26 protein-coding genes and 1 riboswitch are annotated in these 22573 nt (G+C 66.6%); of the genes, 16 read left to right on the top strand and 10 right to left on the bottom strand.

The window, feature by feature from the left end; all coding sequences use genetic code 11:
- Positions 1–51: 51 nt before the first annotated feature.
- Positions 52–948, bottom strand: coding sequence for a DUF3027 domain-containing protein (locus ERC79_RS16475; RefSeq protein ID WP_131579515.1), 897 nt, complete (start codon positions 946–948; stop codon positions 52–54).
- A 69-nt stretch (positions 949–1017) separates the two neighbouring features.
- Between ERC79_RS16475 and ERC79_RS16470 the strand changes: the two genes are divergently transcribed.
- The 3 genes from ERC79_RS16470 to ERC79_RS16460 all read left to right on the top strand — a co-directional run bounded on the left by ERC79_RS16470 (position 1018) and on the right by ERC79_RS16460 (position 4140).
- Positions 1018–1767 (top strand): glutaminyl-peptide cyclotransferase, encoded by a 750-nt coding sequence (locus ERC79_RS16470; RefSeq protein ID WP_242676899.1) that lies wholly within the window; start codon positions 1018–1020, stop codon positions 1765–1767.
- Positions 1768–1857: 90 nt separating this feature from the next.
- Positions 1858–3591, top strand: coding sequence for an MFS transporter (locus tag ERC79_RS16465; RefSeq protein ID WP_131579514.1), 1734 nt, complete (start codon positions 1858–1860; stop codon positions 3589–3591).
- A gap of 51 nt (positions 3592–3642) precedes the next feature.
- Complete coding sequence (locus ERC79_RS16460) at positions 3643–4140, top strand: DUF2771 family protein (RefSeq protein WP_131579513.1); 498 nt, start codon at positions 3643–3645, stop codon at positions 4138–4140.
- A gap of 10 nt (positions 4141–4150) precedes the next feature.
- Here ERC79_RS16460 and ERC79_RS16455 read toward each other — a convergent pair whose 3' ends face one another.
- Positions 4151–4564, bottom strand: a complete 414-nt coding sequence (locus tag ERC79_RS16455; protein WP_165497221.1) for a cold-shock protein — start codon at positions 4562–4564, stop codon at positions 4151–4153.
- A 695-nt stretch (positions 4565–5259) separates the two neighbouring features.
- On the opposite strand from ERC79_RS16455, the gene ERC79_RS16450 reads away from it, so the two are divergent.
- The 4 genes from ERC79_RS16450 to ERC79_RS16435 all read left to right on the top strand — a co-directional run bounded on the left by ERC79_RS16450 (position 5260) and on the right by ERC79_RS16435 (position 7627).
- Positions 5260–5763, top strand: coding sequence for an alternate-type signal peptide domain-containing protein (locus tag ERC79_RS16450; protein WP_131579511.1), 504 nt, complete (start codon positions 5260–5262; stop codon positions 5761–5763).
- Positions 5764–5767: 4 nt separating this feature from the next.
- On the top strand, positions 5768–6316 hold the full coding sequence (locus ERC79_RS16445; RefSeq protein WP_242676601.1) for a hypothetical protein: 549 nt from the start codon (positions 5768–5770) through the stop codon (positions 6314–6316).
- Positions 6313–6954 (top strand): signal peptidase I, encoded by a 642-nt coding sequence (locus tag ERC79_RS16440; RefSeq protein WP_131579510.1) that lies wholly within the window; start codon positions 6313–6315, stop codon positions 6952–6954. Before ERC79_RS16445 ends, ERC79_RS16440 begins: the two co-directional genes overlap by 4 nt.
- Positions 6955–7051: 97 nt before the next feature.
- The gene (locus ERC79_RS16435; protein ID WP_131579509.1) at positions 7052–7627 is read left to right on the top strand and encodes an alternate-type signal peptide domain-containing protein; all 576 of its coding nucleotides are present in this window, start codon (positions 7052–7054) and stop codon (positions 7625–7627) included.
- A gap of 411 nt (positions 7628–8038) precedes the next feature.
- Here ERC79_RS16435 and ERC79_RS16430 read toward each other — a convergent pair whose 3' ends face one another.
- The 4 genes from ERC79_RS16430 to ERC79_RS16415 form a co-directional block, all read right to left on the bottom strand.
- Positions 8039–9505: a cellulase family glycosylhydrolase gene (locus ERC79_RS16430; protein ID WP_131579508.1), complete on the bottom strand. Its 1467-nt coding sequence runs from the start codon at positions 9503–9505 to the stop codon at positions 8039–8041.
- A 139-nt stretch (positions 9506–9644) separates the two neighbouring features.
- Positions 9645–11396: a signal peptidase I gene (locus ERC79_RS16425; protein WP_131579507.1), complete on the bottom strand. Its 1752-nt coding sequence runs from the start codon at positions 11394–11396 to the stop codon at positions 9645–9647.
- A 7-nt stretch (positions 11397–11403) separates the two neighbouring features.
- Positions 11404–11967, bottom strand: a complete 564-nt coding sequence (locus ERC79_RS16420; protein WP_242676600.1) for a SipW-dependent-type signal peptide-containing protein — start codon at positions 11965–11967, stop codon at positions 11404–11406.
- Positions 11968–12272: 305 nt separating this feature from the next.
- The gene (locus ERC79_RS16415; RefSeq protein WP_131579505.1) at positions 12273–12902 is read right to left on the bottom strand and encodes a hypothetical protein; all 630 of its coding nucleotides are present in this window, start codon (positions 12900–12902) and stop codon (positions 12273–12275) included.
- A 115-nt stretch (positions 12903–13017) separates the two neighbouring features.
- Between ERC79_RS16415 and ERC79_RS16410 the strand changes: the two genes are divergently transcribed.
- From ERC79_RS16410 to ERC79_RS16400, 3 genes are all read left to right on the top strand, one after another.
- Entirely contained in the window at positions 13018–13254 is a 237-nt protein-coding gene (locus ERC79_RS16410; RefSeq protein ID WP_131579504.1) for a hypothetical protein, read from the top strand.
- Between the two features lie 81 nt (positions 13255–13335).
- A complete protein-coding gene (locus ERC79_RS16405; RefSeq protein ID WP_131579503.1) occupies positions 13336–13743 on the top strand; it encodes a YccF domain-containing protein in 408 nt (135 codons plus the stop codon).
- A gap of 271 nt (positions 13744–14014) precedes the next feature.
- Positions 14015–14222: riboswitch (cyclic di-AMP (ydaO/yuaA leader) on the top strand.
- A 7-nt stretch (positions 14223–14229) separates the two neighbouring features.
- Positions 14230–14847, top strand: coding sequence for a resuscitation-promoting factor Rpf1 domain-containing protein (locus ERC79_RS16400; protein ID WP_131579502.1), 618 nt, complete (start codon positions 14230–14232; stop codon positions 14845–14847).
- A 72-nt stretch (positions 14848–14919) separates the two neighbouring features.
- On the opposite strand, the gene ERC79_RS16395 is transcribed toward ERC79_RS16400, so the two are convergent.
- Positions 14920–15108 carry a hypothetical protein gene (locus ERC79_RS16395; RefSeq protein WP_131579501.1) on the bottom strand — a complete coding sequence of 63 codons (189 nt, stop codon included), beginning with the start codon at positions 15106–15108 and terminating at the stop codon, positions 14920–14922.
- 60 nt (positions 15109–15168) lie between these two features.
- Between ERC79_RS16395 and ERC79_RS16390 the strand changes: the two genes are divergently transcribed.
- Together ERC79_RS16390 and ERC79_RS23755 are read left to right on the top strand one after the other, a co-directional pair.
- Positions 15169–17472, top strand: coding sequence for a helicase-associated domain-containing protein (locus ERC79_RS16390; RefSeq protein WP_131579500.1), 2304 nt, complete (start codon positions 15169–15171; stop codon positions 17470–17472).
- A gap of 104 nt (positions 17473–17576) precedes the next feature.
- Positions 17577–17702 carry a hypothetical protein gene (locus ERC79_RS23755; RefSeq protein WP_278249708.1) on the top strand — a complete coding sequence of 42 codons (126 nt, stop codon included), beginning with the start codon at positions 17577–17579 and terminating at the stop codon, positions 17700–17702.
- Here ERC79_RS23755 and ERC79_RS16385 read toward each other — a convergent pair.
- Positions 17696–17881 (bottom strand): hypothetical protein, encoded by a 186-nt coding sequence (locus tag ERC79_RS16385; protein ID WP_131579499.1) that lies wholly within the window; start codon positions 17879–17881, stop codon positions 17696–17698. The genes ERC79_RS23755 and ERC79_RS16385 overlap by 7 nt on opposite strands.
- Before the next feature lie 50 nt (positions 17882–17931).
- Between ERC79_RS16385 and ERC79_RS23165 the strand changes: the two genes are divergently transcribed.
- The 3 genes from ERC79_RS23165 to ERC79_RS16375 all read left to right on the top strand — a co-directional run bounded on the left by ERC79_RS23165 (position 17932) and on the right by ERC79_RS16375 (position 20571).
- Positions 17932–18096 carry a hypothetical protein gene (locus ERC79_RS23165; protein WP_165497151.1) on the top strand — a complete coding sequence of 55 codons (165 nt, stop codon included), beginning with the start codon at positions 17932–17934 and terminating at the stop codon, positions 18094–18096.
- A 135-nt stretch (positions 18097–18231) separates the two neighbouring features.
- Positions 18232–19890 (top strand): DNA repair helicase XPB, encoded by a 1659-nt coding sequence (locus ERC79_RS16380; protein WP_131579498.1) that lies wholly within the window; start codon positions 18232–18234, stop codon positions 19888–19890.
- Between the two features lie 12 nt (positions 19891–19902).
- On the top strand, positions 19903–20571 hold the full coding sequence (locus ERC79_RS16375; RefSeq protein ID WP_131579497.1) for a DUF3239 domain-containing protein: 669 nt from the start codon (positions 19903–19905) through the stop codon (positions 20569–20571).
- A gap of 14 nt (positions 20572–20585) precedes the next feature.
- Here ERC79_RS16375 and ERC79_RS16370 read toward each other — a convergent pair whose 3' ends face one another.
- Positions 20586–20822, bottom strand: a complete 237-nt coding sequence (locus ERC79_RS16370) for a hypothetical protein (protein WP_131579496.1) — start codon at positions 20820–20822, stop codon at positions 20586–20588.
- Between the two features lie 208 nt (positions 20823–21030).
- Between ERC79_RS16370 and ERC79_RS16365 the strand changes: the two genes are divergently transcribed.
- Entirely contained in the window at positions 21031–21990 is a 960-nt protein-coding gene (locus ERC79_RS16365; protein WP_131579495.1) for a sigma-70 family RNA polymerase sigma factor, read from the top strand.
- Here ERC79_RS16365 and ERC79_RS16360 read toward each other — a convergent pair.
- Entirely contained in the window at positions 21926–22519 is a 594-nt protein-coding gene (locus ERC79_RS16360; protein WP_131579494.1) for a carboxymuconolactone decarboxylase family protein, read from the bottom strand. The genes ERC79_RS16365 and ERC79_RS16360 overlap by 65 nt on opposite strands.
- Between the last annotated feature and the right edge of the window lie 54 nt (positions 22520–22573).

Genomic DNA, 22573 nt, shown 5'->3' with positions numbered 1-22573 from the left:
GCCACGCCAGGACCGTTCCCTCTCGCAGCGTCGCAGTGCCGAAGGGATCTGTCAGGTGGTCGATGCCGGGTCCAGTGGGGGCTCGGGATCGGTGGACGTCTCGACCTCGGGCTCTGCCAGTGCCGGATCGGTGGGCGCCTCGGCACGCTCGATCTCGACCACCTCGACCGCCGCGTCGTCATAGGCGTCATAACGCGGGGTTCCGGCGCCGGTCGGCAGCGTCGTATCGGAGTGTGCGCCGCAGCCGTGCGACGCGTGCACGACGTGCCCGTCGGCCGCCATCTCGTTTCCACACACACCGAACGCGGCGTGCAGCGAACCCGCGAGCGGGAGGAAGAAACCGCACAGGTCGCAGGTGGACGGTGCGGCCTTCGCCATCTCCGAGTCGGGGCCGTGCGCTCCGTCGTGCCAGCGCTCGGCGCAGTCGAGTCGGCCCTCACGGCTCATGACCTGCTTGCGGCCCAGGCCGAGCTCGAGCGCGACATCGTCCACCTCGGGGTCGCCGGTGGCGACGTAACCGGGAACCAGACGGACATCTCCCGCCGGCGGCGCCAGCAGGTCGCCGGGAGACAGGTCGCCCGGACGGATCCGCCGGTCCCATGGCAGCCACTCCGGCGCAACGAGCGCATCGGGCCCAGGCAGGAGCGCCAGCTCACTGATCGTGACGCGGTCGGACTCGGGCGCCGCGGCCATGACGACGGCCCACTGCCAGCCGCGATAGCCGGGCAGATCCGCCTCGAAACGGTGCGTGGCGGCGCACGCGTCCTCCCAGGCCACACCCAGGTACTTCCCGACGCCACCCTCACCGAGGTCGACCAGCGCCGTCCGGGCACGGTCGACGGCGTCGGCAAGGACGGGGCGCACGACGGCGATCTCAGGAGAAGACGCAACAGTCACATTGCCTATCTTGCCGCACTCCACCCGGTCGGCGCTCGTGCGGGCTGTCATGCTGGTCTCGTGAATCGGCGTCGCACCTCATATCCGACCGTGATCGGCGTCTGCGTGCTGGCCGTCGCGCTGCTCGCCGGATGCTCCGCCGAGGCCCCGGCCGAGGGCGCGACACCCGCGCAGAACCTGCACACCGAGATCGTGCGCGAGCTGCCCCACGACCCCGCGGCGTTCACTCAGGGGCTCGAGATCTCCGGCGGCACGCTGTACGAGAGCACCGGACTCACCGGACAGTCGTGGGTGCGGGCCACGGAGTTCAGCTCGGGAGTCGAACAGGCCCGAGCCGATCTGCCGCGTGAGATGTTCGGCGAGGGCATCACCGTGGCTGGCGAAACGGTATGGCAGCTGACGTGGAAGCACGGGGTCGCATTCGCCCGCGACCGGGACACTCTCACCGAGCAGCGTCAGGTCCGGTACGACGGAGAGGGCTGGGGTCTGTGCGCTCAGCCGGACCGGCTCGTGATGAGCAACGGCTCGGACACGTTGACCTTCCGAGACCCCGCGACGTTCGCGCCGACGGGATCGGTCGACGTCACGCTCGACGGTCACCCCCTCGACCAGCTCAACGAACTCGAATGCGGCAGCGACGGTTTCGTGTACGCCAACGTGTGGACCACCGACACCATCGCGCGGATCGATCCTGCCACCGGAACTGTCACCGGACAGATCGACGCGGCGAACCTGCGGGCCGCGCTGCCCGGCAGCCTGAGCGACCCGAACGCCGTGCTCAACGGCATCGCCCAGATCCCGGGAACCGACCGGTTCCTCCTCACCGGCAAGAACTGGCCGCGCATGTTCGAGGTGCGGTTCACCGGCTGACCGCTCGCGCGGCGGCGCCGACACGTCCGAACTAGCAGGAGCAAACCGCCCGTGTCGTGCAATGCCCGGGGTCTAGGAGAGAATTGACGAGTGACCGGACCTCGCGAACCCCACGACGCCTATCGGCGTGGGCCCGACCCGCGCGATCCTGAACCTCGGCGGCATCCCGGCTACGACAACTACCCGCCCACGCGGCGTGCCGCGGCTCGCCGGACGCCCCTGCCTCCGTTGCACCCCGTCGACCGGTCGGCCCAGACCGAGCGCATCGCGTCGCAACCCGAGCCGCCGCCCACGGGCGAGACCGAACAGTCCACGCAATCGACGCGGCCGTTCGCCGCGGCGGACGCGCCGGAACCGGATACCGCCGAACATCCGGACAGTGGGCCGCCGAAGCCGCCGCCCATGCCGCGCAAGCTCACCGTCACCCGCGTCGCCGCGATGCGCAGCCGTGAGCTCACCAACAAGAGCATCGCGACGTTCCATCGGGCGGCAAAGGCCGATGGCGCGGACAAGTCAGGTCTCACCGCGCTCACGTATGCGGTGATGGCCAACTTCGCGACCGACGCCGCGATCGCGGTGGCCCTGGCGAACACCCTCTTCTTCTCAGCCGCGACCGGCGAAGACAAGACGAAGGTCGCGCTGTACCTCTTGATCACCATCGCACCGTTCGCGGTGATCGCACCGCTCATCGGCCCGGCACTCGATCGCCTGCAACGCGGTCGCCGGATCGCGCTCGCGTCGTCGTTCGCGCTGCGGACTGTGCTGGCCATCGTCCTGGTGTTCAACTTCGACAGCTGGGCGCTCTACCCCTGTGCGCTCGGGATGATGGTGCTCAGCAAATCGTTCTCGGTGCTCAAGAGCGCCGTGACGCCACGCGTGCTTCCCCCGGAGATCGACCTGGTGCGGGTGAATTCGCGCCTGACGGTCTTCGGTCTCATCGGCGGCACGATCGGTGCCGGCGCGCTGGCCGGCATGGTGGCGTTGATCACCGGGTCGTCGATGGGTGTGCTGTGGCTTGCCGCCCTGATCACGATGCTCGGCGCGTACCTGAGCATGCGAATCCCGGCGTGGGTCGAGGTCACCGAGGGCGAGGTCCCGGCAACCCTGACCTTTCACGGCGACGATTCGCCGACCGAGCTGATCGACGCTGCCGCGGTCGCCGGCGTGAAGCCGAGCAAGCGGCGCCAGCCACTGGGCCGCGCGGTGGTCACAGGACTATGGGGCAACGGCACCATCCGTGTGCTCACCGGCTTTCTCACGCTGTACATCGCTTTCGTCGCGAAAGCGAACACCAACCATGAGGCGCTGGTGCAGGCCGCGATGCTGGGCCTGGTGGGGGCCGCCGCCGGCATCGGCAACTTCGCGGGCAACGCCACCGGCGCCCGCCTGGAGCTGGGTCGGCCTGCGGTGATGGTGCTACGGTGCACGATCGCGGTGACCGTCGTCGCGATCATTGCGGCGATCACCGGCAATCTGCTCACTGCGGCCCTGGCGGCCCTGGTGGCGTCCGCGGCCAGTGCGTTGGCGAAGGTCTCACTCGACGCATCGTTGCAACAGGATCTGCCCGAGGAATCGATCGCGTCCGGCTTCGGCCGCTCCGAGACCGTTCTGCAGCTGAGCTGGGTGATCGGCGGCGCGCTCGGTGTGCTGCTGCCCACCGAACTGTGGATCGGTTTCACCGTCGTCTCGGTCGTGCTTACGATCGGTCTGGTACAGACGATCGTCACGTACCGCGGCGGCACCCTGCTACCCGGCCTGGGTGGCAAGCGTCCCGAGCACGTGAACCAGGAGACCACGGTCGGCCGCAAACCCCATGCCGACTGACCGCTCGATGCGCCACCCCGCACGTGAGAACCGAATGAGAAACGGAAACCGATGACGTTGCAAGACCGGACGAAGAAGATTCTTGCGCTGCTGGTGGCAGTGCTGCTGGTGACGGCGGGCGGTCTCGCCACTGTCGTGACGCTGCTCGTCAAGGACGCTTCCCCGGCGCTGCCGACCATCACCGCATACGCGCACGGCACATCCACGCAGGTCCAGGCCGGCGTTTGTAATGCCAACCTCGAGTGCGACGGCCTCGAACTCGTCGAACTACCGGTGCCGGCGGGGATGCCGCTGCAGCTGTCGCTTCCGAAGGATGTCGCCGACTCCAACTGGCGGCTGAACGTGCAGTTCGGCAACCCGCGCACCGGCGAGGTGTTCGACGGCTATCGCGACTACTCCGCAGGCGAGGTGTACTCGGTGACCGTGCCGTCGAAGCCGGATGAGCAGCTCCTCGGAGTCATCATCCAGCTGCCGTCGAATCAAGGCCTCGCCCCGGTCTGGGCGATTCAGACGCTGCCGATACCCGCCTCGGCCCAGACCGCGTCGTAGGCAGTAGGGGTCAGCTGTCGAGTTCCCGGGCCACCGCCCGCACCACCTCGGAGATCCTCTGAGCAGTCTTGCGGTCCGGGTACTTACCCTTGCGCAGATCCGGCTGGATCGTCGCCTCGAGCAGCGTGATCATGTCCTCGACCATGCCGTGCAGCTCGTCGGGCGAATGCTTGCGGGCCGACGGCTCCTTGCGTGCACCCGCACCCTGGCGCACGGACGGCGCCGGATCGAGCACCTTGACGCTCAGCGCCTGCGGACCGCGGCGCCCGGCCGCCATGCCGAACTCGACTCGCTGGCCGGCCTTGAGGCCGCCGACACCCTCGGGCAGAGCGGACGCGCGAACATAGACGTCCTCCCCCTCTTCCTGTGACAGGAAGCCGAATCCCTTTTCGACGTCGTACCACTTCACATTGCCGGTAGGCACCGTGTTCACCCGCTCATCTGATGCCGCACCCCGTTCGGAGTGCGCGCGTGGATAATGCAAAACAACGCGCCCCACCTCGAGTGCAGGACGCGCGAACACACCAGTGTACCCGTCTGGTTCACGGTCCGGCATCCGGAATATCTCCGCACCAGCTGGTCGTGGACGGTCGACATCCTGCGAATCCAAGCGAGGGCGGCGGCCATCCGCCGTCGCACCACGACGACGCGCATCCCGCCCATCGTCACGATCAGGTCGGCGGTGGCGCCGACGTTGGTTGCTTCGATCCTGCCGATCGTCGGCGAACCGGCAGCCCCGTCCGCCCGCGATTCGCCGGTACTTGTCGATGCGCACGCAAGTTCCGACGGTGGCGCGTGGAGAAGTACAAGGGCCATTGACCTGCGGCTTCAGTGCCGGAAGCGGACGGCCCCGGCAACTGAACCGATTCGGGACAAAACTCCTTCTGGACGATTGACCAGTTTTGCCACGACGAAGGTCACGGTAGTGCTACAAATTACTCCGGCACGGCCCGAAGGCCTGCCGCATCCGTTGTACCCAGCACTACCCCGGTGACAGACAGCGCCGACCGAGTGGCTCTTCGAAACAACGCTCTGACCGGTCACGTGCTTCCCGATCCGACGCACCAACCCCCTCGCACCGACCCCATCCGTGGGGCCAGAAGAATCGAGATCACCGAGATGAACAAGAAGACCAAGGGCGCAATTGCCGCCGGGGCCGCCGCCCTGCTCCTCGCCGGTGGCGCGGGTTCCTTCGCGCTGTGGAGCGACTCCGAGTCGCTGAACGGTGGCACCATCACCGCCGGAACGCTGACGCTCTCCACCCAGGGCACCCCGAGCTGGTCCGACCAGAACGGCCCGATCGACATCGCCACGTTCCTGGCCGTGCCCGGCGATGTCCTCACCTACAAGACGCAGGCCGTCATTGGCGCCACCGGCGACAACCTCGAAGCCGCCATCACCGTCGATCCCACCAGCATCACCGGCGATCTCAAGACCGCGCTCGGAACTCCCGCTGTGAGTATGAAGATTGGCAGCACTTCGGTGACCACGATCACCGACGACAACGACACCGACCTCGTCGACGTCGAGGTCGCGTTCACCTTCGCCCAGAGCTCGGACAACACGAGTCAGACCAAGACTGCCTCGCTCGCCAACCTGACCCTCGAGTTGCAGCAGCAGTAGCGCCTTGTCCAAGAACCACCGTTGGTGGGCACTCGCAGCGGTGCCGGTCCTGGGTCTGATCTTCTTCTCAACCCAGCAGACCGGCGCCCTGTGGAGTGGCACCGAGAACCTCGACGCCGGCACCATCACCGCCGGCACCCTCGACATCGCTGTCGGCAGCGGTGGCACGGCTCAGAGCGACTATGCTTTCACTGCTTTGGCCAAGTCCGGGATGATGCCTGGCGATTTCGCACAGGCGCCGGTCACTGTGCAGAACTCGGGCAATGTTGCCATGAAGTACCGCCTGCAGAACGGCGTCCAGTCCAATCCGGCGGTGCCGCTGGCACTCACATTGTCGACCGTTCCGTCCGAGGGCGCCTGCCCCGCAACCGGGAATCCCTCCGATGCAACACCTTTGTACAGCGGCGCACTGGTCGGCGCCCAGATACCGCTGTGGCGCACGCTGGCTCCCGGTGCCTCCGAGGTGTTGTGCCTGCGCGCTGGCATCAGTGATGAGGCAGCCCAGAACGCCACCACCACCGCGACGTTCACGTTCGCCGCAGAGGTCGGATGAACCGTCACCACAAGCTTGACAATGAACCCACCACCGCTTGGTGGTGGGTCAAGTCGGTTGCGTCGTGGGTGCTGCTGATCGCGATGGTCGGGATCCTTTTGCTCACCATCGTGGTTCCTCGTCTCGCCGGAGCTACGCCCTATACCGTGCTGACGAGTTCGATGGAGCCGACCTATTCGCCCGGCGCGTTGATCGTCGTGCGAACTCAAGACCCTGAGACTCTGAAGGTCGGCGACCCGATCACTTTTCAATGGGAATCCGACAATCCGGATGTCGTGACGCATCGGATCACAGCTGCGCAGCGAACATCGCAGGGCGAACTGCGATTCACCACCCAGGGCGATGCCAACTCGTCGCCCGACGAGAGAACCGTTGTACCCGAACAGATCCGCGGCAAGGTCTGGTATTCCGTCCCCTATGTCGGATACGTCAACAACTTCGTCAGCGGTAAGCAGCGCTCGATCCTCCTTGCAGTGGTCGTGGGCGGCCTGCTGATCTATGCGGTGTCGATGTTCATCAGCTCGGGCCGCGACAACGCCCGCAAGCGCCGACATCAGTCGGTGCCGAACGACGGATCCACCGACACCGTCGCAAGCCAAGTGCTCGACGCCGACAATTCGACACCGAGCGCAAAGTGAATACCACCGCATGAAGCCGGAACCCGTCCACCTGATTCGGAGGACGTACTTGGCACGAGATCGGTCGGACCACCGACCCGAGGGGAATGAGTAGCCGATGAAGACGCGAACCAAGGGCATCGTCGCAACGGCTGCGCTGTGTTCAGCGTTCCTGCTGACCGCCTGCGATCCGATCGGATCCGGAAGCGCGGGCAGTTCAGGCGGAAGCTCCGGCGGTGGGACCACGACGACGGCACCGCCCACCACGATCGGCGGAGGCGGAAACGGTTCCGGCTCGCTGGCTATTACACCCCTCGATCAACCGACGTGGACCGATCAGAATGGCCCGATCAACATCTCGACCATGCGGATCGTCCCGGGGGATGTACTCACCTACCGTGGCACCTTCAAGATCACGGTGCGGGGCACCGATCTCGAAGCGCGCCTCACCGCCGACGACGTAACCTTCACCGGCGGTGGGCAACTCAAGGGCAATCTTGCACCCGAGGTGACGGCCACGGTCAACGGTGCACCCCTGCCGGTGGGCAACATAGTAACCACGGCCCAGGACGGTGCGACCGTCGAAGTATCAGCGAAGTTCACATTCGATCCACAGACCGCAGGCGCTGTCGGACAATCGGATACAGCGGACTTTCAGAACATCGGCATACACCTCGAGCAGGTCATCTCCTAACCGCTGAACTCAGGGCCACCGACGGTCCCCCTCCCGATCGGTGGCCCTGCCTTACATCGCATGTGCTCCCCGGTCTCAGCTCGAGTCCGGGGAGCGCTGCGGTATGAGTGGGCGTAGCTCCGCACCCGTCGGGCTTCAGCCGAGAGTCAAGCCGGGCGAACAGCATCGAAGCGGTTCGGATTCGTCCAGGCTATTCCGGGGCAGACTCCCGCCACTTCGCGATCTACCGGCACGGGGCGGCTCCCCTCCCCCCCCGAACCACGACACCGCGATGAGTGCCGCCGATTCGCTCACGATCCGCCTCGGTGACATGAGCGGCACGTGAACGCCGACGAGTTAACGCGATCGGCCCGCATCCAGTGGATGCGGGCCGATCATCGGACGGCCCCGAGCCCCTGCCGGAACGCCGATTCAGTTGGCCGGAGTGACCTTCACGGTGGCGCTGGCTGCGTCACCCACCGTCCGTACGGTGAGAAGTCTGCTGTCTCGATCCCACGAGACGATGTCGGCGCCCTCGACGTTCACCGCTCCGGGGAAGCCCTGCTGCGGCAGGTAGATCTCGGTGGGGGCGGTAACCGCCGGGTCGGGGCGGAAGGTCAACTGCAGATTGGTATCCGACGCCGACCATTCGACTGGGGTACCCGCCACCGCGCGCGGATACGGCTTGTTCACGGTGCCCACGAGCGCAGTCGAGGTACCGTCCTCGAGGTACGGGCCCCACGGCCCGGGATCACTTGACCAATACGCGACACCTGCGCCCATCTCGCGGGCCTCGTCGTAGACGCGCCCGATGTAGTCGACGACGCCTGGGAGGGTGGTGTCGAATCCGAACTCTCCGATGATGACTGGTACGCCACCGAGCACGCCGGACACCCGCTCCACATCGGCACGCCAGGCATCGATGGTCACGTCGGTGAGCGTCCGCGCCGGGCCCTCATATGCACTACCGAGGTCCATCGGGAGCGGATACAGGTGCGGGCAGTAGGCGATGCGCTGCTCACCGGCGCGGGGATCGTCGATCTTGGTGAGTCCGCTGGGCAGACCCTGGTTGACGCCGATTGCCTGCGGTGCCACGCAAACCCAGCTGTCCTGGTCGACCTGCCGAATGGTGTTGGTGGTCCGCTGATACAGCGCGGCGAGGGGACCGGCCTCGAACGGCGACCCGATCATGGAGCCTCCCCAGGGCTCGTTCATCAGGTCGTAGGCTACGACGGCGTCGTTGTCGGCGAAACGCTCGGCAACCGCCCGCCAGGCGTTCGCGTAGTGCTCGGCGAGTTCGGGGTGCTTGCCGGTGGTGTTCCAGAAGTTGTCGAACGCCCGCATCACGCCCGGCTGAATGTAGTACAGCTCCCACCGGTCCTGGGGCTCGACCGAGAGACCATCGGTGTATGTTGCCCACGCCGGCGCACCGTTGCCGATCGGCCCTGCTCCGTTGCCGGTATCGCCGCCGGGAATGGCCGCACCGGAGTACACGTCCTGGTGCATGTCGAGCATCACCTTGTAGCCGCGCTCGGCGTACCAGCCGACCCGTTCCTCGACCCGGTTCAGATATGCCTGGTCGTACTGCCCCGGAGCGGGCTCCACCGAACGCCACGAGATCAGGAACCGCACGAAGTTCGTTCCCATGGCGGCATATTCGCGTTCGAGGTCCGCCTCGGTGAACTTCGGCATGCCGTCCGGCGCGCTCTTCGAACTCGATGCGGTGTTGAACCCGCGCAGGATCAGGGAGCGACCGTCCTCGTCCTTCAGATACGACGGCGGTGCCGCACTGCCGCCCTGGCTTCCGGATAAGGGAAGACTGCTCTGCGCGGCGGCCACGCCGCCACCGAGAACCAGCGAGCCCGCCATGATCGCGGACAGGAATCTGATGCGGCGCAAGGGTTCCTCCTATGGTCACTTGGTCTGCACATCGTGCCCCATCGCCAATAGCGATGCGGGCGAAATGCGCCGACCCGCCCGGAAACGAAAGGAGGGGGGGCCGGGCATTCCAAGCCCGACCCCCCTCTTCTCGAAACTCCTACTTGATCAGTGCTGCAACAGCTTCCGGAATATCCCCGGACGCGGAATCGACCGTCACCAGCGTCCAACTACCCGCGTCCACATAGCGAACAACGTCACCATCGACCATCCACAGTCGGTCGGACGTGGCATCCCACTGCAAGACAGTGGATCCCGGTACGGGGGTCGTGAATACCGCCTTCCCGGAAGCGTCCTGCACCACTGCATCCGATCCGGACCGGCCAGCCGTGTACGCACCCGACGGCGATACCATCACGCCGTCCAACGCCGTTGTGACCGGGTTCGTCGTCGTAGCCGCGGTCGTTCCATCGACTGGCATCGACGTGACGGTCGTCGAGGACGGCTCGGTGGACGTCGAACTGGGCTGGCCGGTCGACGTTGTTGTCGGAGGTGTGGTTACGGTCGACGGAGTAGTGGTCGCAACCGTCGTCGAGGACGGCGACACCGTAGTGGATTCCGTTGTCTCTACAGTCGATTGCGCGGAGGTAGTGGACGTAGCGGAGGGACCGGCCACCTCCGGCTGGGAAACACCAGGGGCCGCCCGCAGGAAGTTCCCGCCCGCACTCGCGGGACCGAGTCCGCCATAGATATCGTTCTCGAAAGCGGGGTTCGCGGTATTGTTCTGACCGCCGTCACAATATGTATCCGCGTTATGGGTCGAGGCCCACATGTTGTGCCCCATCCAACCGGTGGACATTACGCCGTTGTTGACGGTGTGCACCTCTGCGCGATAACCCCTTGCGGTGTCTCCAATACGGAAACTACCGTAGCTCAACCCGCTGATCACGCCCGAATCCTTTGCGACGTAACCATCTGAATTGCGCTTGACGAACACCCGGTACTGGTATGCCGATCCGAGCGGCGACGTACCAGCGCTAGTCCACTTGATCGTGACACTCCGGGATCCCCAGACGCCGTTGGTGGAGCACGATGCCGATGGCACCAAGGGAGTCGGATAGAAGTTGGCCGCCGACTTGACCGTGCTGGCCGCGGTGGCATTGTCGGTGAAGGCTGCCGCGGTGCCGACCGTCGTCGCTCCGATGGCGGTGAGGCCGACGACACCGAGCGCGATCACCGCGCGGGCGGACAGAATGCGTCGCATCGAAAATCCTTGTGTCCGGAATGATTCGGTGGGTACGTCGTGCGCGTGTGCATAAGCGGCCGGTGGCGGCTCGCCGACGCCATGCGCGCCCGGCGCCTCGCCGTCGGCGTCCGAGCCGGAGTCGGAATCGTCGTCGTCCTTACGTTTCGAACCGGGGCCGAAGGCGAGCACCATGACGCCGCCGACCAGTGCTCCGCCGAGGAAGATCGCAGCGGGAGACGACAGCCACGACACCACGTATCCGAGGCCCGGCACGCTGAAGAAGACGCGATCCGCCTCGGTCACGGTGTACGGCGTGAGGTCGGCATCCTGATTGGCGTCACCCTTGAGGATCAGTACCGATGAGGTGCCGTCGGAGGAGACGATCTCGTCGACCCGGTGCGTGATCCGCGTTCCCTGCTGATTCTCGACACTCACGACATCACCGACCTGCAGGTCGGCGGCCTGCGTGGTTTTCGACAGAGCGAGCGCGCCGGTCGGGATATCCGGCGCCATGGAACCGGAGCGGAAGATCAGCGGCTTGATTCCGAACAGGAACGACGCCACCGCCGCGAGCACACAGATCAAACCCGCGATCGCGCCGACATTCAGGGCGATGTCGCGTCCGCGGGATCGACCGGCTTCGGTCGCGTTCTCGTGAATGGCCATGCGAAACTCAGACGCTCGTAGCCGCGAAGTTGAACGACGCGTTGACCGTCTGCCCCTGGACGGCCGTCGTCGCCGCCGGATCGACCTTGACCTGGAAGCAGAGCGTCTCGCTGACGCCGTTGTCCAGCGTCCGCGGCGCAGTGATCAGGTTGGCGGAACCGCCGGAGACCAACGCAACGTCGGTAGCGATCGGGGTACCGCCACTGCATACTGTGCCGTTCGACGTGCCCGTGGAGATCGTCACCTTGAGGAACGGTGCCAGCGGCGACGTCGTTGCCGCGGCGTCCATCGTGTACTCGAACGAGGTCGACCCTGCGTTCTGCACCGGCAAGGTAGCGGCAACCGAATTACCCGGGAGCATGTTCGACTTCGTCAGCGTCGCAAACGCGTAGGCCGTCGGGTTTCCCGGATCTCCGTTGAGCTGGAGGTCCACCGACCCGGTGGAGAACACACCCGATGTTGCCGTCGCGGTGTCACTCCAGGCGGCGAGGGTGCCGATGGCACCCAGCCCCAACACGATCCCGAGTGACGCGATGGCGCGGGGACGACGACCTGTCAGGAGCGTGCGCACTCGGGTACCTACTCCTGGGCGTTCATCCGGAACGACGTGACGAGACATTGCAGTGTGAGCCTTTCGTGAAAACCGAACGGGCGCCGCCACGCCGGAGGCTGTCCGGGTTACGCGTCATGAGGTTTTTACCACCCGAAGTGGTACTTCCGCGGCAAAACTGGTCAACCGTCCAGAAGGAAGTTTGCCAGATTCCCGTCACAGGATGACTGCGGCCACTCAGCAATCCCACTCGAACCGCGGGCGGGCCGCTATCCGACCATCCCGGCGAGGGAGCTCGGGTCACCGCCCGTGCGGGGATCAGCGAATCAGGAAGCAAGGCTTCCAGTGCCCAGCGAACCGAAGATGCAGCCGAGCGAACCGGTGGATCCGGTACCTCCACAGCCGGGATCGGGCGCCGCATCGGGGGTGAAGCCGACGGCCCACCTGGGATTCACGTGGCCGTTCTGCGTCTGGTTGTCAGCGTCGGCGGGCATGCCGACGACTAGGGAGATCACCGCGGTTGCGTTCGGTTCGAGATGGATCGAGCCGAGCTGCGTTCCCGGGGGCACCGTGCGGGCCTCGGTCAGTGCCACCGCTTCGCCGATCTTGCCGTCGACGTCGACGCGCGCGGTCGCGGTCATTCCCGGAGACAGGGTGTACTGGCCCACCGAGAAGCCGACCCAGCCCTCCACACCGGAGGCGTTGCGGACCTGGAAGTTGGTGGCGCGCTCCCGCCCAGGCACCAGCTCATCGAGATTCCAGTCGATCTCGTCGATGCCGCCCCAAGTGGCACCGTCGTCGGACGAGTACTCGACGGTGGGAGCCGGGGTGTCGGCGCGAGCGACGGACGGGACCGCGATCACGGCAACAGCCGCGAGGAAGAGCGCGAGCAGCACGCCGCCCAGAACTTTGCCCTGCCCCGTCAGGGCTCCGGACATACGAGTGAAAGCAGTCATGGCGCGGAGCCTAAGGCAGCAAATGTGATCAAGCGTCCAGTTCGGCAAATTTTCTGCACTCCCGAAGCCGGAAGCTCCGTACACCTCTTCGCTACAGGTGGCCTACCGTTGTGTTGTGACGAACGAACCGAACCGCAGCGGCACCAACACCAGCAACAACGGCAAGACGCTGTTCCGCCTCGCTATCGCCAGCTTCCTCATCGGGATCGCGGCGATCGTCGCCATCTTCTTCGTCCATTCGCTCTCCGAGGGCGACCCCGGCCTGGTTCTGTACTTCCTCACCCTCGCGTGCCCGCTCGGCTTCGTTCTCGCCATCGCATACGCACTCCGCTCCGGACGCCGGAGCCGCTGAGCCGGAGGCTCCCCGATCACCGAGCCGGAGGCACCCGGATCACCGAGCCGGAGGCTCACCTACGAACTTTAAGGACAACACATGCGGATCTTGCTGAACATCATCTGGCTGATCTTCGGCGGCCTATGGTTGGCGCTCGGATACTTCCTTGCCGGCCTGGTCATGTGCATCCTCATCATCACGATCCCCTTCGGGATCGCGTCGTTCCGGATCGGCGTGTACGCGCTGTGGCCATTCGGCAAGACGGTCGTCGACAAGCCGACCGCGGGTGTCGCATCCCTGATCGGCAACATCATCTGGCTGATCCTGGCGGGCATCTGGCTCGCAATCGGCCACATCGTGTCGGCCATCGCGATGGCGATCACGATCATCGGCATTCCGCTCGCAATCGCGAACCTCAAGATGATTCCGGTCTCCCTGATGCCACTCGGCAAGGAGATCGTGGATGTCGGCGGAAGCAGCGATCAGGCGCGGTGGACCCCCGCCTGACCGTTCCGGAACGTGGGATCGACAGCCCCTCGGCATGTGATCTCAGTCACATCACACGGCGATAACGGTACGGTGTCGAATCGTACCTACCCATCCGGCAGCGCAACTAGCTGCGAAGAAGCCGCCGGGCCCGAATCCTCCACCCGAGCAACACAAGACGCGCCGCGTTATCAACTGGTGACGTTCGGGGCCAGATCGTCGTACCGTCGTTGCTGGCCGGAACCTCGGCCACACCCGGGCCCGCCGCGCCAAACCCCGTCCAGCGGGTCCGGACACCCACGAGTCATCCATGGACGGGGACGGGGGACCCAAAGGTCCTCCGGGGAACACGGTCCCGCACGGGGCCACCCCCGCAGGCATCGGGAGAGTGATCTCCCTTGGGGTGAAGCCAGACCCGCTCCCTCCAGGAACGGTGAGGCCGGGCTACCTCTCAGCCCGAACCCGACAGCTGACCTCGCAGGCGCGTATGGAGAGGAACCGACCGATATGAGCGGACGCCATCGCAAGCCCACCAATACCGGCCGCACCATCGCCAAGGTCGCCGTCACCGGCGCCATCATGGGCGTGAGCGGGGTCGCCCTCGCGGGCACCGCCAACGCCGCACCCGATTCCGACTGGGACAGGCTCGCGCAGTGCGAGGCCGGCGGGAACTGGGCCATCAACACCGGCAACGGCTACCACGGTGGCCTGCAGTTCTCCCCGAGCACCTGGACCTCCCACGGCGGTGGCCAGTTCGCCGCTACAGCCGCGCAGGCCACCCGCGAGCAGCAGATCGTCGTCGCCGAGCGCGTGCTCGCCAGCCAGGGCTGGGGCGCATGGCCCTCCTGCTCCTCCAAGCTCGGGCTGACCAGCGCCCCGTCGCAGCGCACCACTCCGGCCACACCGGCCCCGAAGCCGGTTGCCCCGGCCCCCACCGTGCAGGCACCCGCCGCGCCGGGCGCGCTCACCGTAGAAGACGTCGCCAAGAACGTCATCTCCGGTGTCGATTCGCTGATCGACGCCGCACGCTCACAGGGCATCGTGATCGACCAGCAGGTCCTCGATGCTTACCACGCTGCAAAGTCGTTCGATCTGCGCAGCATCGCAGGTCTCTCGCAGAGCTGAGCCGCGCTCACCCCGAGACCGAAAGAGGGCCCCTCGCCGTGACGGCGAGGGGCCCTCTTTCTTGCGTATGCGTCAGCGGTTGATCACGGTGTGGGGGTGTGCGTACGGGAGTTGGTCCGCGGGAAGCGGGAACTCCATCTCCTCGCCGAACGGCGAAAGACCTCCGGCACGGCTGGAAGACAACTCGGTCACCGCGTGATCTCCATCCGCAGTTTCCGGCCACCCTGGATCGACATAGCGCTTCTTCGAATTGTTAGCCACGCGCCCATTTTGACAGGAGCGCGCGGCGCGGTACAGCCCAGGTCACTAATCTCATAGTCGATGACCCATACGCATGGCACCGAGGGCACCCCGGAAACCGCGAATCCTGTGGTGGCACCCACCCTGACCGGGTGGCTGTCCGACTGCAAGGACGCCGAGCTGACCGAGCTGATCCGGCTTCGCCCCGACCTCGCCGTGCCCCCACCCGCCACCTGCGCCATTCTCGCCGGCCGCGCGGAGCAGCGCGCCTCGGTGATGCGGGCCGCGGACACCCTCAACTCGCTCGAGTTCAGCGTGCTCGAGGTCCTCGCACTCGAACAGGCCGACCGGATGCCGATCCCGCGGCGGCTGATCGACGAGGCCCTGGCTGCGCGAGTCCCCGGCAAGAGCCTCGACCGAGCCCTCGCGCATCTCAGATCGCTGGCGCTGGTGTGGGGCGACGAAGACCGCCTTCGTATTGTGCGGGCCGCGGCGGACGCCATCCCGTGGCGCATCGGCCGGTGCAGGGCCGAATCCGATGCCATGAGCGAGGACGAGATCCGGGCGGCCCTGGACACGATCGAGCCGAGCGAGCGCGACCTGCTCACCACCTTGGCCCGGTCCTCCCCGGTCGGCCGCACCCGCGACGCCGCGCCCGGCACATCGCCGGACCGTCCGGTCCAACGTTTGCTCGCCCGCGGCCTGCTGCACTGGATCGATGCCGAGACAGTGGAGCTACCCGTCCAGGTGGGCCAGGTTCTGCGCGGCGAGTCCGTCTTCGACCCTGCCTCCCCCACCCCGCCCCAGCTGTCGGGGCGCAAGCACAAGCTCGCCGACGTCAACGCTGCCGCCGCAGGTGAGGCACTCGAACTCGTCAGGCACTGCGAGGACCTGATCGCGGCGCTGGGCGATTTGCCGGCGCCCGCACTCAAGGCTGGCGGATTCGGCGTGCGGGAGGTGCGCCGGCTCTCGAAGGTCACCGGCATCGACGAAGCCCGGATCGGCTTACTGGTCGAACTCCTTGCCGGCGCGGGCTTGATCGCGAACGGCAGCCCCGACCCAGCCCCGCTCACCGACATCGACGACTACTGGGCCCCCACCGTGGCCGTCGACGGCTGGCTGCACTCCGGCACCGCCCGGCGCTGGGCGACTCTGGTCGGCGCGTGGCTGTCACTGCCGCGCCGCCCTTGGATCATCGGCAGCCGAGACGCCACTGGCAAGCCCATCGCTGCCCTGTCCGAGGAGGTGCGGGCCCCGGGCGCCGCGCTCGAGCGCCGGATGCTCTTCGAGCTGTTCGCTGAAGCCGGCAGCGGCCGATCGGTGTCGGCCACGGACGCCAGCCGGCTCCTTGCGTGGCGCCGGCCACGCTGGGCGGGCCGGCTCGGACCCGTCGTAGTCGAGCGGACCCTCGACGAAGCCCGTGTCCTGGGACTCGTCGCGCATGGGGTCCTCAGCTCGCCGGGAAAGGCGCTGCTACACGGCGGCGACCCGGAGTCCGAAATGGATGCGGCGCTGCCCGCACCCATCGACTTCGTCCTGGTGCAGGCCGATCTCACCGTCGTCGCACCCGGACCGCTGATTCCCGAATTACTCGAGCAGATCACCCTCGTCGCCGACATCGAATCGGCGGGCGCCGCGTCGATGTACCGGATCAGCGAGGCCAGCATCCGTCGCGCACTCGACGCCGGCCTCTCCGCGTCCGAGCTGCAGACGCTGTTCGTGACCCGATCGAAGACACCGGTCCCACAGTCGCTGACGTACCTCATCGACGACGTCGCAAGGCGGCACGGACAGCTCCGTGCTGGGGTCGCGGCGTCGTTCATCCGCTGCGAGGATCCGGCGCTGCTGGCAGAGGTCCTGGCCTCCCCGGTCGCCGAGCCACTCGCACTACGGGCGCTGGCTCCCACCGTCGCCATCTCCCAGGCCCCGCTCAAAGAGGTCCTCACCGAGCTCCGCGCTGCCGGGTTCGCGCCAGCCGGTGAGGACTCGTCGGGCGCAATCGTCGACCTGCGCTCCCGCGGCGCCAGAGTCCCTGCGGCGCGGGTGCCGCGGGGGCGGGCTCCCGCATTGCCCACCGACGACCAGCTCTCGACGCTGGTGCGCTCACTCCGGTCCGGGGACCGGGCCGCAGCCACGGCCGGGGGCGGCATCCGCGCCGACGGCAGCCGGGCCGCGGGCGCGGCCACGATGACGCTGCTGCAGACCGCAGTCCAGGTACGCCGTTCCGTCACGATCGGCTACGTCGACGCGCAGGGCATCGCGACTCACCGCATCGTGGAACCGGTGAGCGTCGGCGGCGGCCAGCTCGACGCGCTCGACCGTGCGACGGGCGAGGTGCGCCGTTTCACGCTGCACCGCATCACCTCCGTCGCACTCGCCGACTGAATTTTTCGGGCCGCAAAAACTGCCGAACGGCCGCGACTGGATTTTTCTACAGAATGACGTATGGTCTCGAGTCAGTGATTGCCACTTCGAGGTCAGGAGCGATAATGGCAGACAAGAAACCTGGTAAGAATTTGAAAAAGCCCTCACAATCCATCAAGGAGCGGCGCGCAGAAAAGCGTGGACGCGCTGCCGACGCGGACGAATTGATCAAAAAGCGCAAGCGCTACTGACGGACCCGGCCATGACCGACGAGACCATGGTGCCCGACGCACCGGTTGTCCTGGATCACCTGCACCGGAAACTCGATCGACTGCTCGGGGACAGCACCCTGCAGGAACCCCGGGCCGACGGATTCCGGTCCGGCATCGCATCGGCGAAGCTTTTCGTCCTGGACGAACGCGCCCAGCATTCCGGATTTCCGTTTTTCCCTGAACGACTAGGAAAAAGAAGGACCAGATCGTGAAGCGGACCATGCTCGCCCTGGACAGAATTCAGGCACGACTGGAAAGCGAACTCGACGCCACCGCCGTGCGCTCCGAACGGGATGCCGGATATCGCGCCGGAATTTCCGAGGCGCTCGTGCAGGTGATGGAAACGAAGAAATCCATCGCTGCCGGAGACTGATCCTGAGCAGGCCTGCGGCCCGTGCGCGTTTCTGGTGGGTCCCACTACCGAAAACGCGCACGGGCCGCAGGCCTACATGGCGAGATGTCGGCGCCGTCTGGACAATGGTCTGGTTACCGTTGCTAGGAGGCACACGTGACCGACGGCCCGCTGATCGTCCAGTCCGACAAGACACTGCTACTCGAGGTCGATCACGAGCGCGCAAACGATGCTCGGCAGGCGATCGCGCCGTTCGCCGAGCTCGAGCGTGCACCCGAGCACGTGCACACCTATCGGATCACCCCGCTCGCACTGTGGAATGCCCGCGCCGCCGGGCACGACGCCGAACAGGTGGTGGACGCCCTGGTGTCGTACTCCCGCTTCGCCGTCCCGCAGCCGCTGCTGGTCGACATCGTCGACACCATGGCCCGCTACGGGCGGCTGCAACTGGTCAAGAGCCCCTTGCACGGCCTCACGCTGGTCAGTCTCGACCGCGCCGTGCTCACCGAGGTGATGCGGCACAAGAAGATCGCACCGATGCTGGGCGCCAAGGTCGACGACGACACCGTGGTCGTGCATCCCAGCGAACGCGGGCACCTCAAGCAGATGCTGCTCAAGATCGGCTGGCCGGCCGAGGACCTCGCCGGATACGTCGACGGCGAGGCGCACCCGATCGACCTCGCGTTCGAGGAGGGCCACTGGCACCTGCGCGACTACCAGGAGATGGCGGCGGACTCATTCTGGGCCGGCGGCTCCGGCGTCGTCGTGCTCCCCTGTGGCGCCGGCAAGACGATGGTGGGAGCCGCGGCTATGGCGAAGGCGAAGGCGACCACGCTGATCCTGGTCACCAACACCGTCGCAGGACGCCAATGGAAGCGTGAGCTGATCGCGCGCACGTCGCTCACCGAGGAGGAGATCGGTGAGTACTCGGGCGAGAAGAAGGAGATCCGCCCGGTCACCATCGCCACCTATCAGGTGATCACCCGCAAATCGAAGGGCGAGTACAAGCATCTCGAGCTGTTCGACTCCCGCGACTGGGGTCTGGTGATCTACGACGAGGTGCACCTGCTGCCCGCTCCCGTGTTCCGGATGACCGCCGATCTGCAGTCGCGGCGGCGCCTCGGCCTCACCGCGACCCTGGTCCGTGAGGACGGGCGGGAGGGCGACGTGTTCTCGCTGATCGGCCCCAAGCGCTACGACGCGCCATGGAAGGACATCGAGGCGCAGGGCTGGATCGCGCCCGCTGACTGCATCGAAGTGCGGGTGACGCTCACCGACGCCGAGCGGATGGCGTATGCGACGGCCGAACCGGAGGAGCGCTACAAGCTGTGTTCGACGGCCCGGACCAAGCACGCCGTCGTGAAATCGATCCTGGACCGGCACCCCGGTGCGCCGACACTGGTGATCGGCGCCTACCTGGACCAGCTCGAGGAGTTGGGCGAGGAACTCGACGCCCCGGTCATCCAGGGGTCGACGCGCAACAAGGAGCGCGAGATCCTGTTCGACAAGTTCCGTAACGGCGAGATCCAGACGCTGGTGGTGAGCAAGGTCGCGAACTTCTCGATCGACCTGCCGGAGGCGTCCGTGGCGGTGCAGGTGTCCGGCACGTTCGGCTCCCGGCAGGAGGAAGCGCAGCGCCTCGGGCGCCTCCTGCGTCCGAAGCACGACGGCGGTCAGGCACACTTCTACTCGGTGGTCGCACGCGACACACTCGACGCCGAGTACGCCGCACACCGCCAACGCTTCCTCGCCGAGCAGGGCTACGCGTATCGCATCGCGGACGCCGACGATCTGCTGGGCCCGACCATCGGATAGGACTTCACACCCGTGCGACGCTTCGAGTTCCCGGTCGACAAGCACCACGCCAAGGCCGTCAACGAGACCTTGGCGGACGTCCGTCGTCTGCAGTGGTCTGCCGCGCTGATGGCGGTCGTCCTCGCCGCCGCCGCGGTGGGGTTGTTCTTCCTCGGCCAGCCGTGGGCCTACATCCTCGGTGCGGTCCTGGCGATCTGTGCGGTCACCTCGCTGTGGATGGTGGTGTGGACGCCACGCAAGGTCGGCAGCATCGACCAGCTCTACGCGAAGGGCGACCTGGTGCCGGCCCTCATCTCGGAGGTTCATCCGCGCGGCTACACGCTGCTGGCCCTCGTCGACATTGCCAAGCCCGACGCGGCCGCACCGCGCTACGCGTTGGCGACCCGCACCATCCGCGCGCTGCCCGGCAAGGGCTACACGGTGGGCCACAAGGTGCCGTCAGTCTCAGTGCTCGGCGACCGCACGAACCGTGGCGACTCCGACACTTGGCAGATGGTGAGCATGATGCCCATCGCATGGGGAACGTGGGACAGCAAGGTCATCGCGAAGGCAACCTCGCAGATCACCGAAACCGAATGGAATCTGTTGCGCCGCAATATCTCCATGTCGGAGAAGGTGCGCGCATCGGACAACCAGTACGTCCTGCTCGATCCCGCCCAACTGCCGGACGAGCTGCACTGACAGCGTCGCGTTCGTCAGATCATCAACGCGGCGAGCGCGATACAGATTAGGGTGCACAGCGCCATCACGGCGCCGTTGACGGCCGAGCCCGTCAGGGCGAATGCCGTCGTCGCGGGCACTGCCGCCGCGAACAGCATCAGGGAGACCCACCACAGCGCAGTCCGGCGCGAAGAAGGCTGGCGGGAATCGAGATTGCGGATCTCCGCCGTCCGAGCCGCCGGTCCGTGGTTCCCGGTCGATTGAACTGTCATGTCACGACCTCCTTGGTCCCGGGCGGTCCATTGTGCCGCAACCAGCTGAGCCGCGGTTCGACTTCCCGCATTGACCGCTGTGTCGCGTTCGAGCTCACCTGCCTCCCGCGATTCGCGCACTTGTCGCGAAAGCCGCGGGCAGGATTCCGCGCTTCGCGCACTTATCGCGAGGAGGGGGCGGAGCCGAGAGGAGTCGTAGGATCGCGTCATGGGTGAAGCGATCGCGCCGGAATCCTTCGAGTCCCATCGTCGCCACCTGCTCTCCGCCGCGTATCGGCTGACCGGCAGTGTGAGCGACGCCGAGGATGCAGTGCAGGACGCGTGGCTGCGCGTGGTCGGCACCGACACCTCCGATATCCGGGACCTACGCGCGTGGCTCACTACCGTCGTCGGCCGGATCTGCCTGGACCGGCTCCGTTCGGCGACAGCGCGCCGCGAAAGCTATGTCGGACAGTGGCTGCCCGAACCGATCATCACCGACCTGACGCCGTCCGCCACGCCCGATCCAATGGAATTCGTTGTCCGGCAAGAAGAGAACCGTATGGCGGCGATGGTCGTCCTCGATACGCTTTCACCCGACCAGCGGGTGGCGTTCGTGCTGCACGACGGGTTCGCGGTGCCGTTCGACGAGATCGCCGACGTGCTCTCGACGACGGTATCGGCCGCTCGACAGCTCGCGTCGCGAGCCCGACGCTCGGTCGCCGCGGCGCCGCCTCCCGTGCCGGACGCCGAACACGCCGAGGCCGTCTCCCGGTTGGTCGCCGCGATGTCGAGTGGCGACCTCGAGGCAGTGCTGGCGGCGCTGCATCCCGATGCCCTCGTCATCGGCGACGCGAACGGCACCACCCGCACCGCCGTCAACATCATCACCGGCGCCGACCACTTCGCGCGCTTCTTCCTCGGGCTCGCCCGCCGGTACGGGCCGTCGGCCTTCGTCTCAGCAACGCCGACCCTGGTCAACGGTCAGTTGGGGTTCCTCAGCCACGGCTCCGCCGGCGACGACACGCACCCCGGATTCCCGGGGCGAGTTACCGCGTTCACCGTCCGAGACGGCAAGGTGTGGGCTGCCTACGACATCGCGAACCCGGACAAGCTCGGTGGGATCAGGTCTTCTTCCCCTCCCGATCGACTGTCCCCCACGGCACCCGACAGGCGTCCCCCGAGTTGAAGCCCTGGTCGTGGATGCCGAGCGCCGAGTTCATCCGCGAGCGCATGTTCTCGAGGCCGATCTGATACGTCAGTTCCACGACGCCGTCTCGGCCGAACCGGCGTTCGAGGTCGGCCACCTGCTCGTCCGTCGCGGTCGTCGGGGTCTCGGTCATTGAGTCTGCGTAGGCGATCGCGGCCCGCTCGTCGTCGTTGTAGAGCGGCGACGTCGCATAGTCCTCGATGTGCTGCAATCGGTCCACGTCCAGACCCTCGAGGCGCTGCATCATCGCGCCGAAGTCGACGCACCACGAGCAGCCGACGGTACACGCAACCCGATACACCGCAATGTCGCGCACGTTCGGCGGCAGCACGGTCGATGCCTTCTGGACCGCCATCTCGTGCCTGGCCGAGACGGTGAACAGTTTGCGATGGTTGGCAACCACCGCGAAGGGCTCGGGGACCTCGCCGAATCGCCGACCGGCGTACCAGTACCCGGCCCTGACCAGGGGGCCGGCGTCCTGCGGGGTCACGGGGGCAATACGAGGCATGATCTCCTCCAGCTTCTCCGGGGCGCCGGTTGCGCCCCGCCTACTCCAAGGACG

This window comes from Rhodococcus sp. ABRD24 (assembly GCF_004328705.1).
GTDB lineage: Bacteria > Actinomycetota > Actinomycetes > Mycobacteriales > Mycobacteriaceae > Prescottella.
The sequence above is the reverse complement of the archived record's forward strand: the minus strand, read 5'-3'. Positions and strand labels throughout refer to the sequence as shown.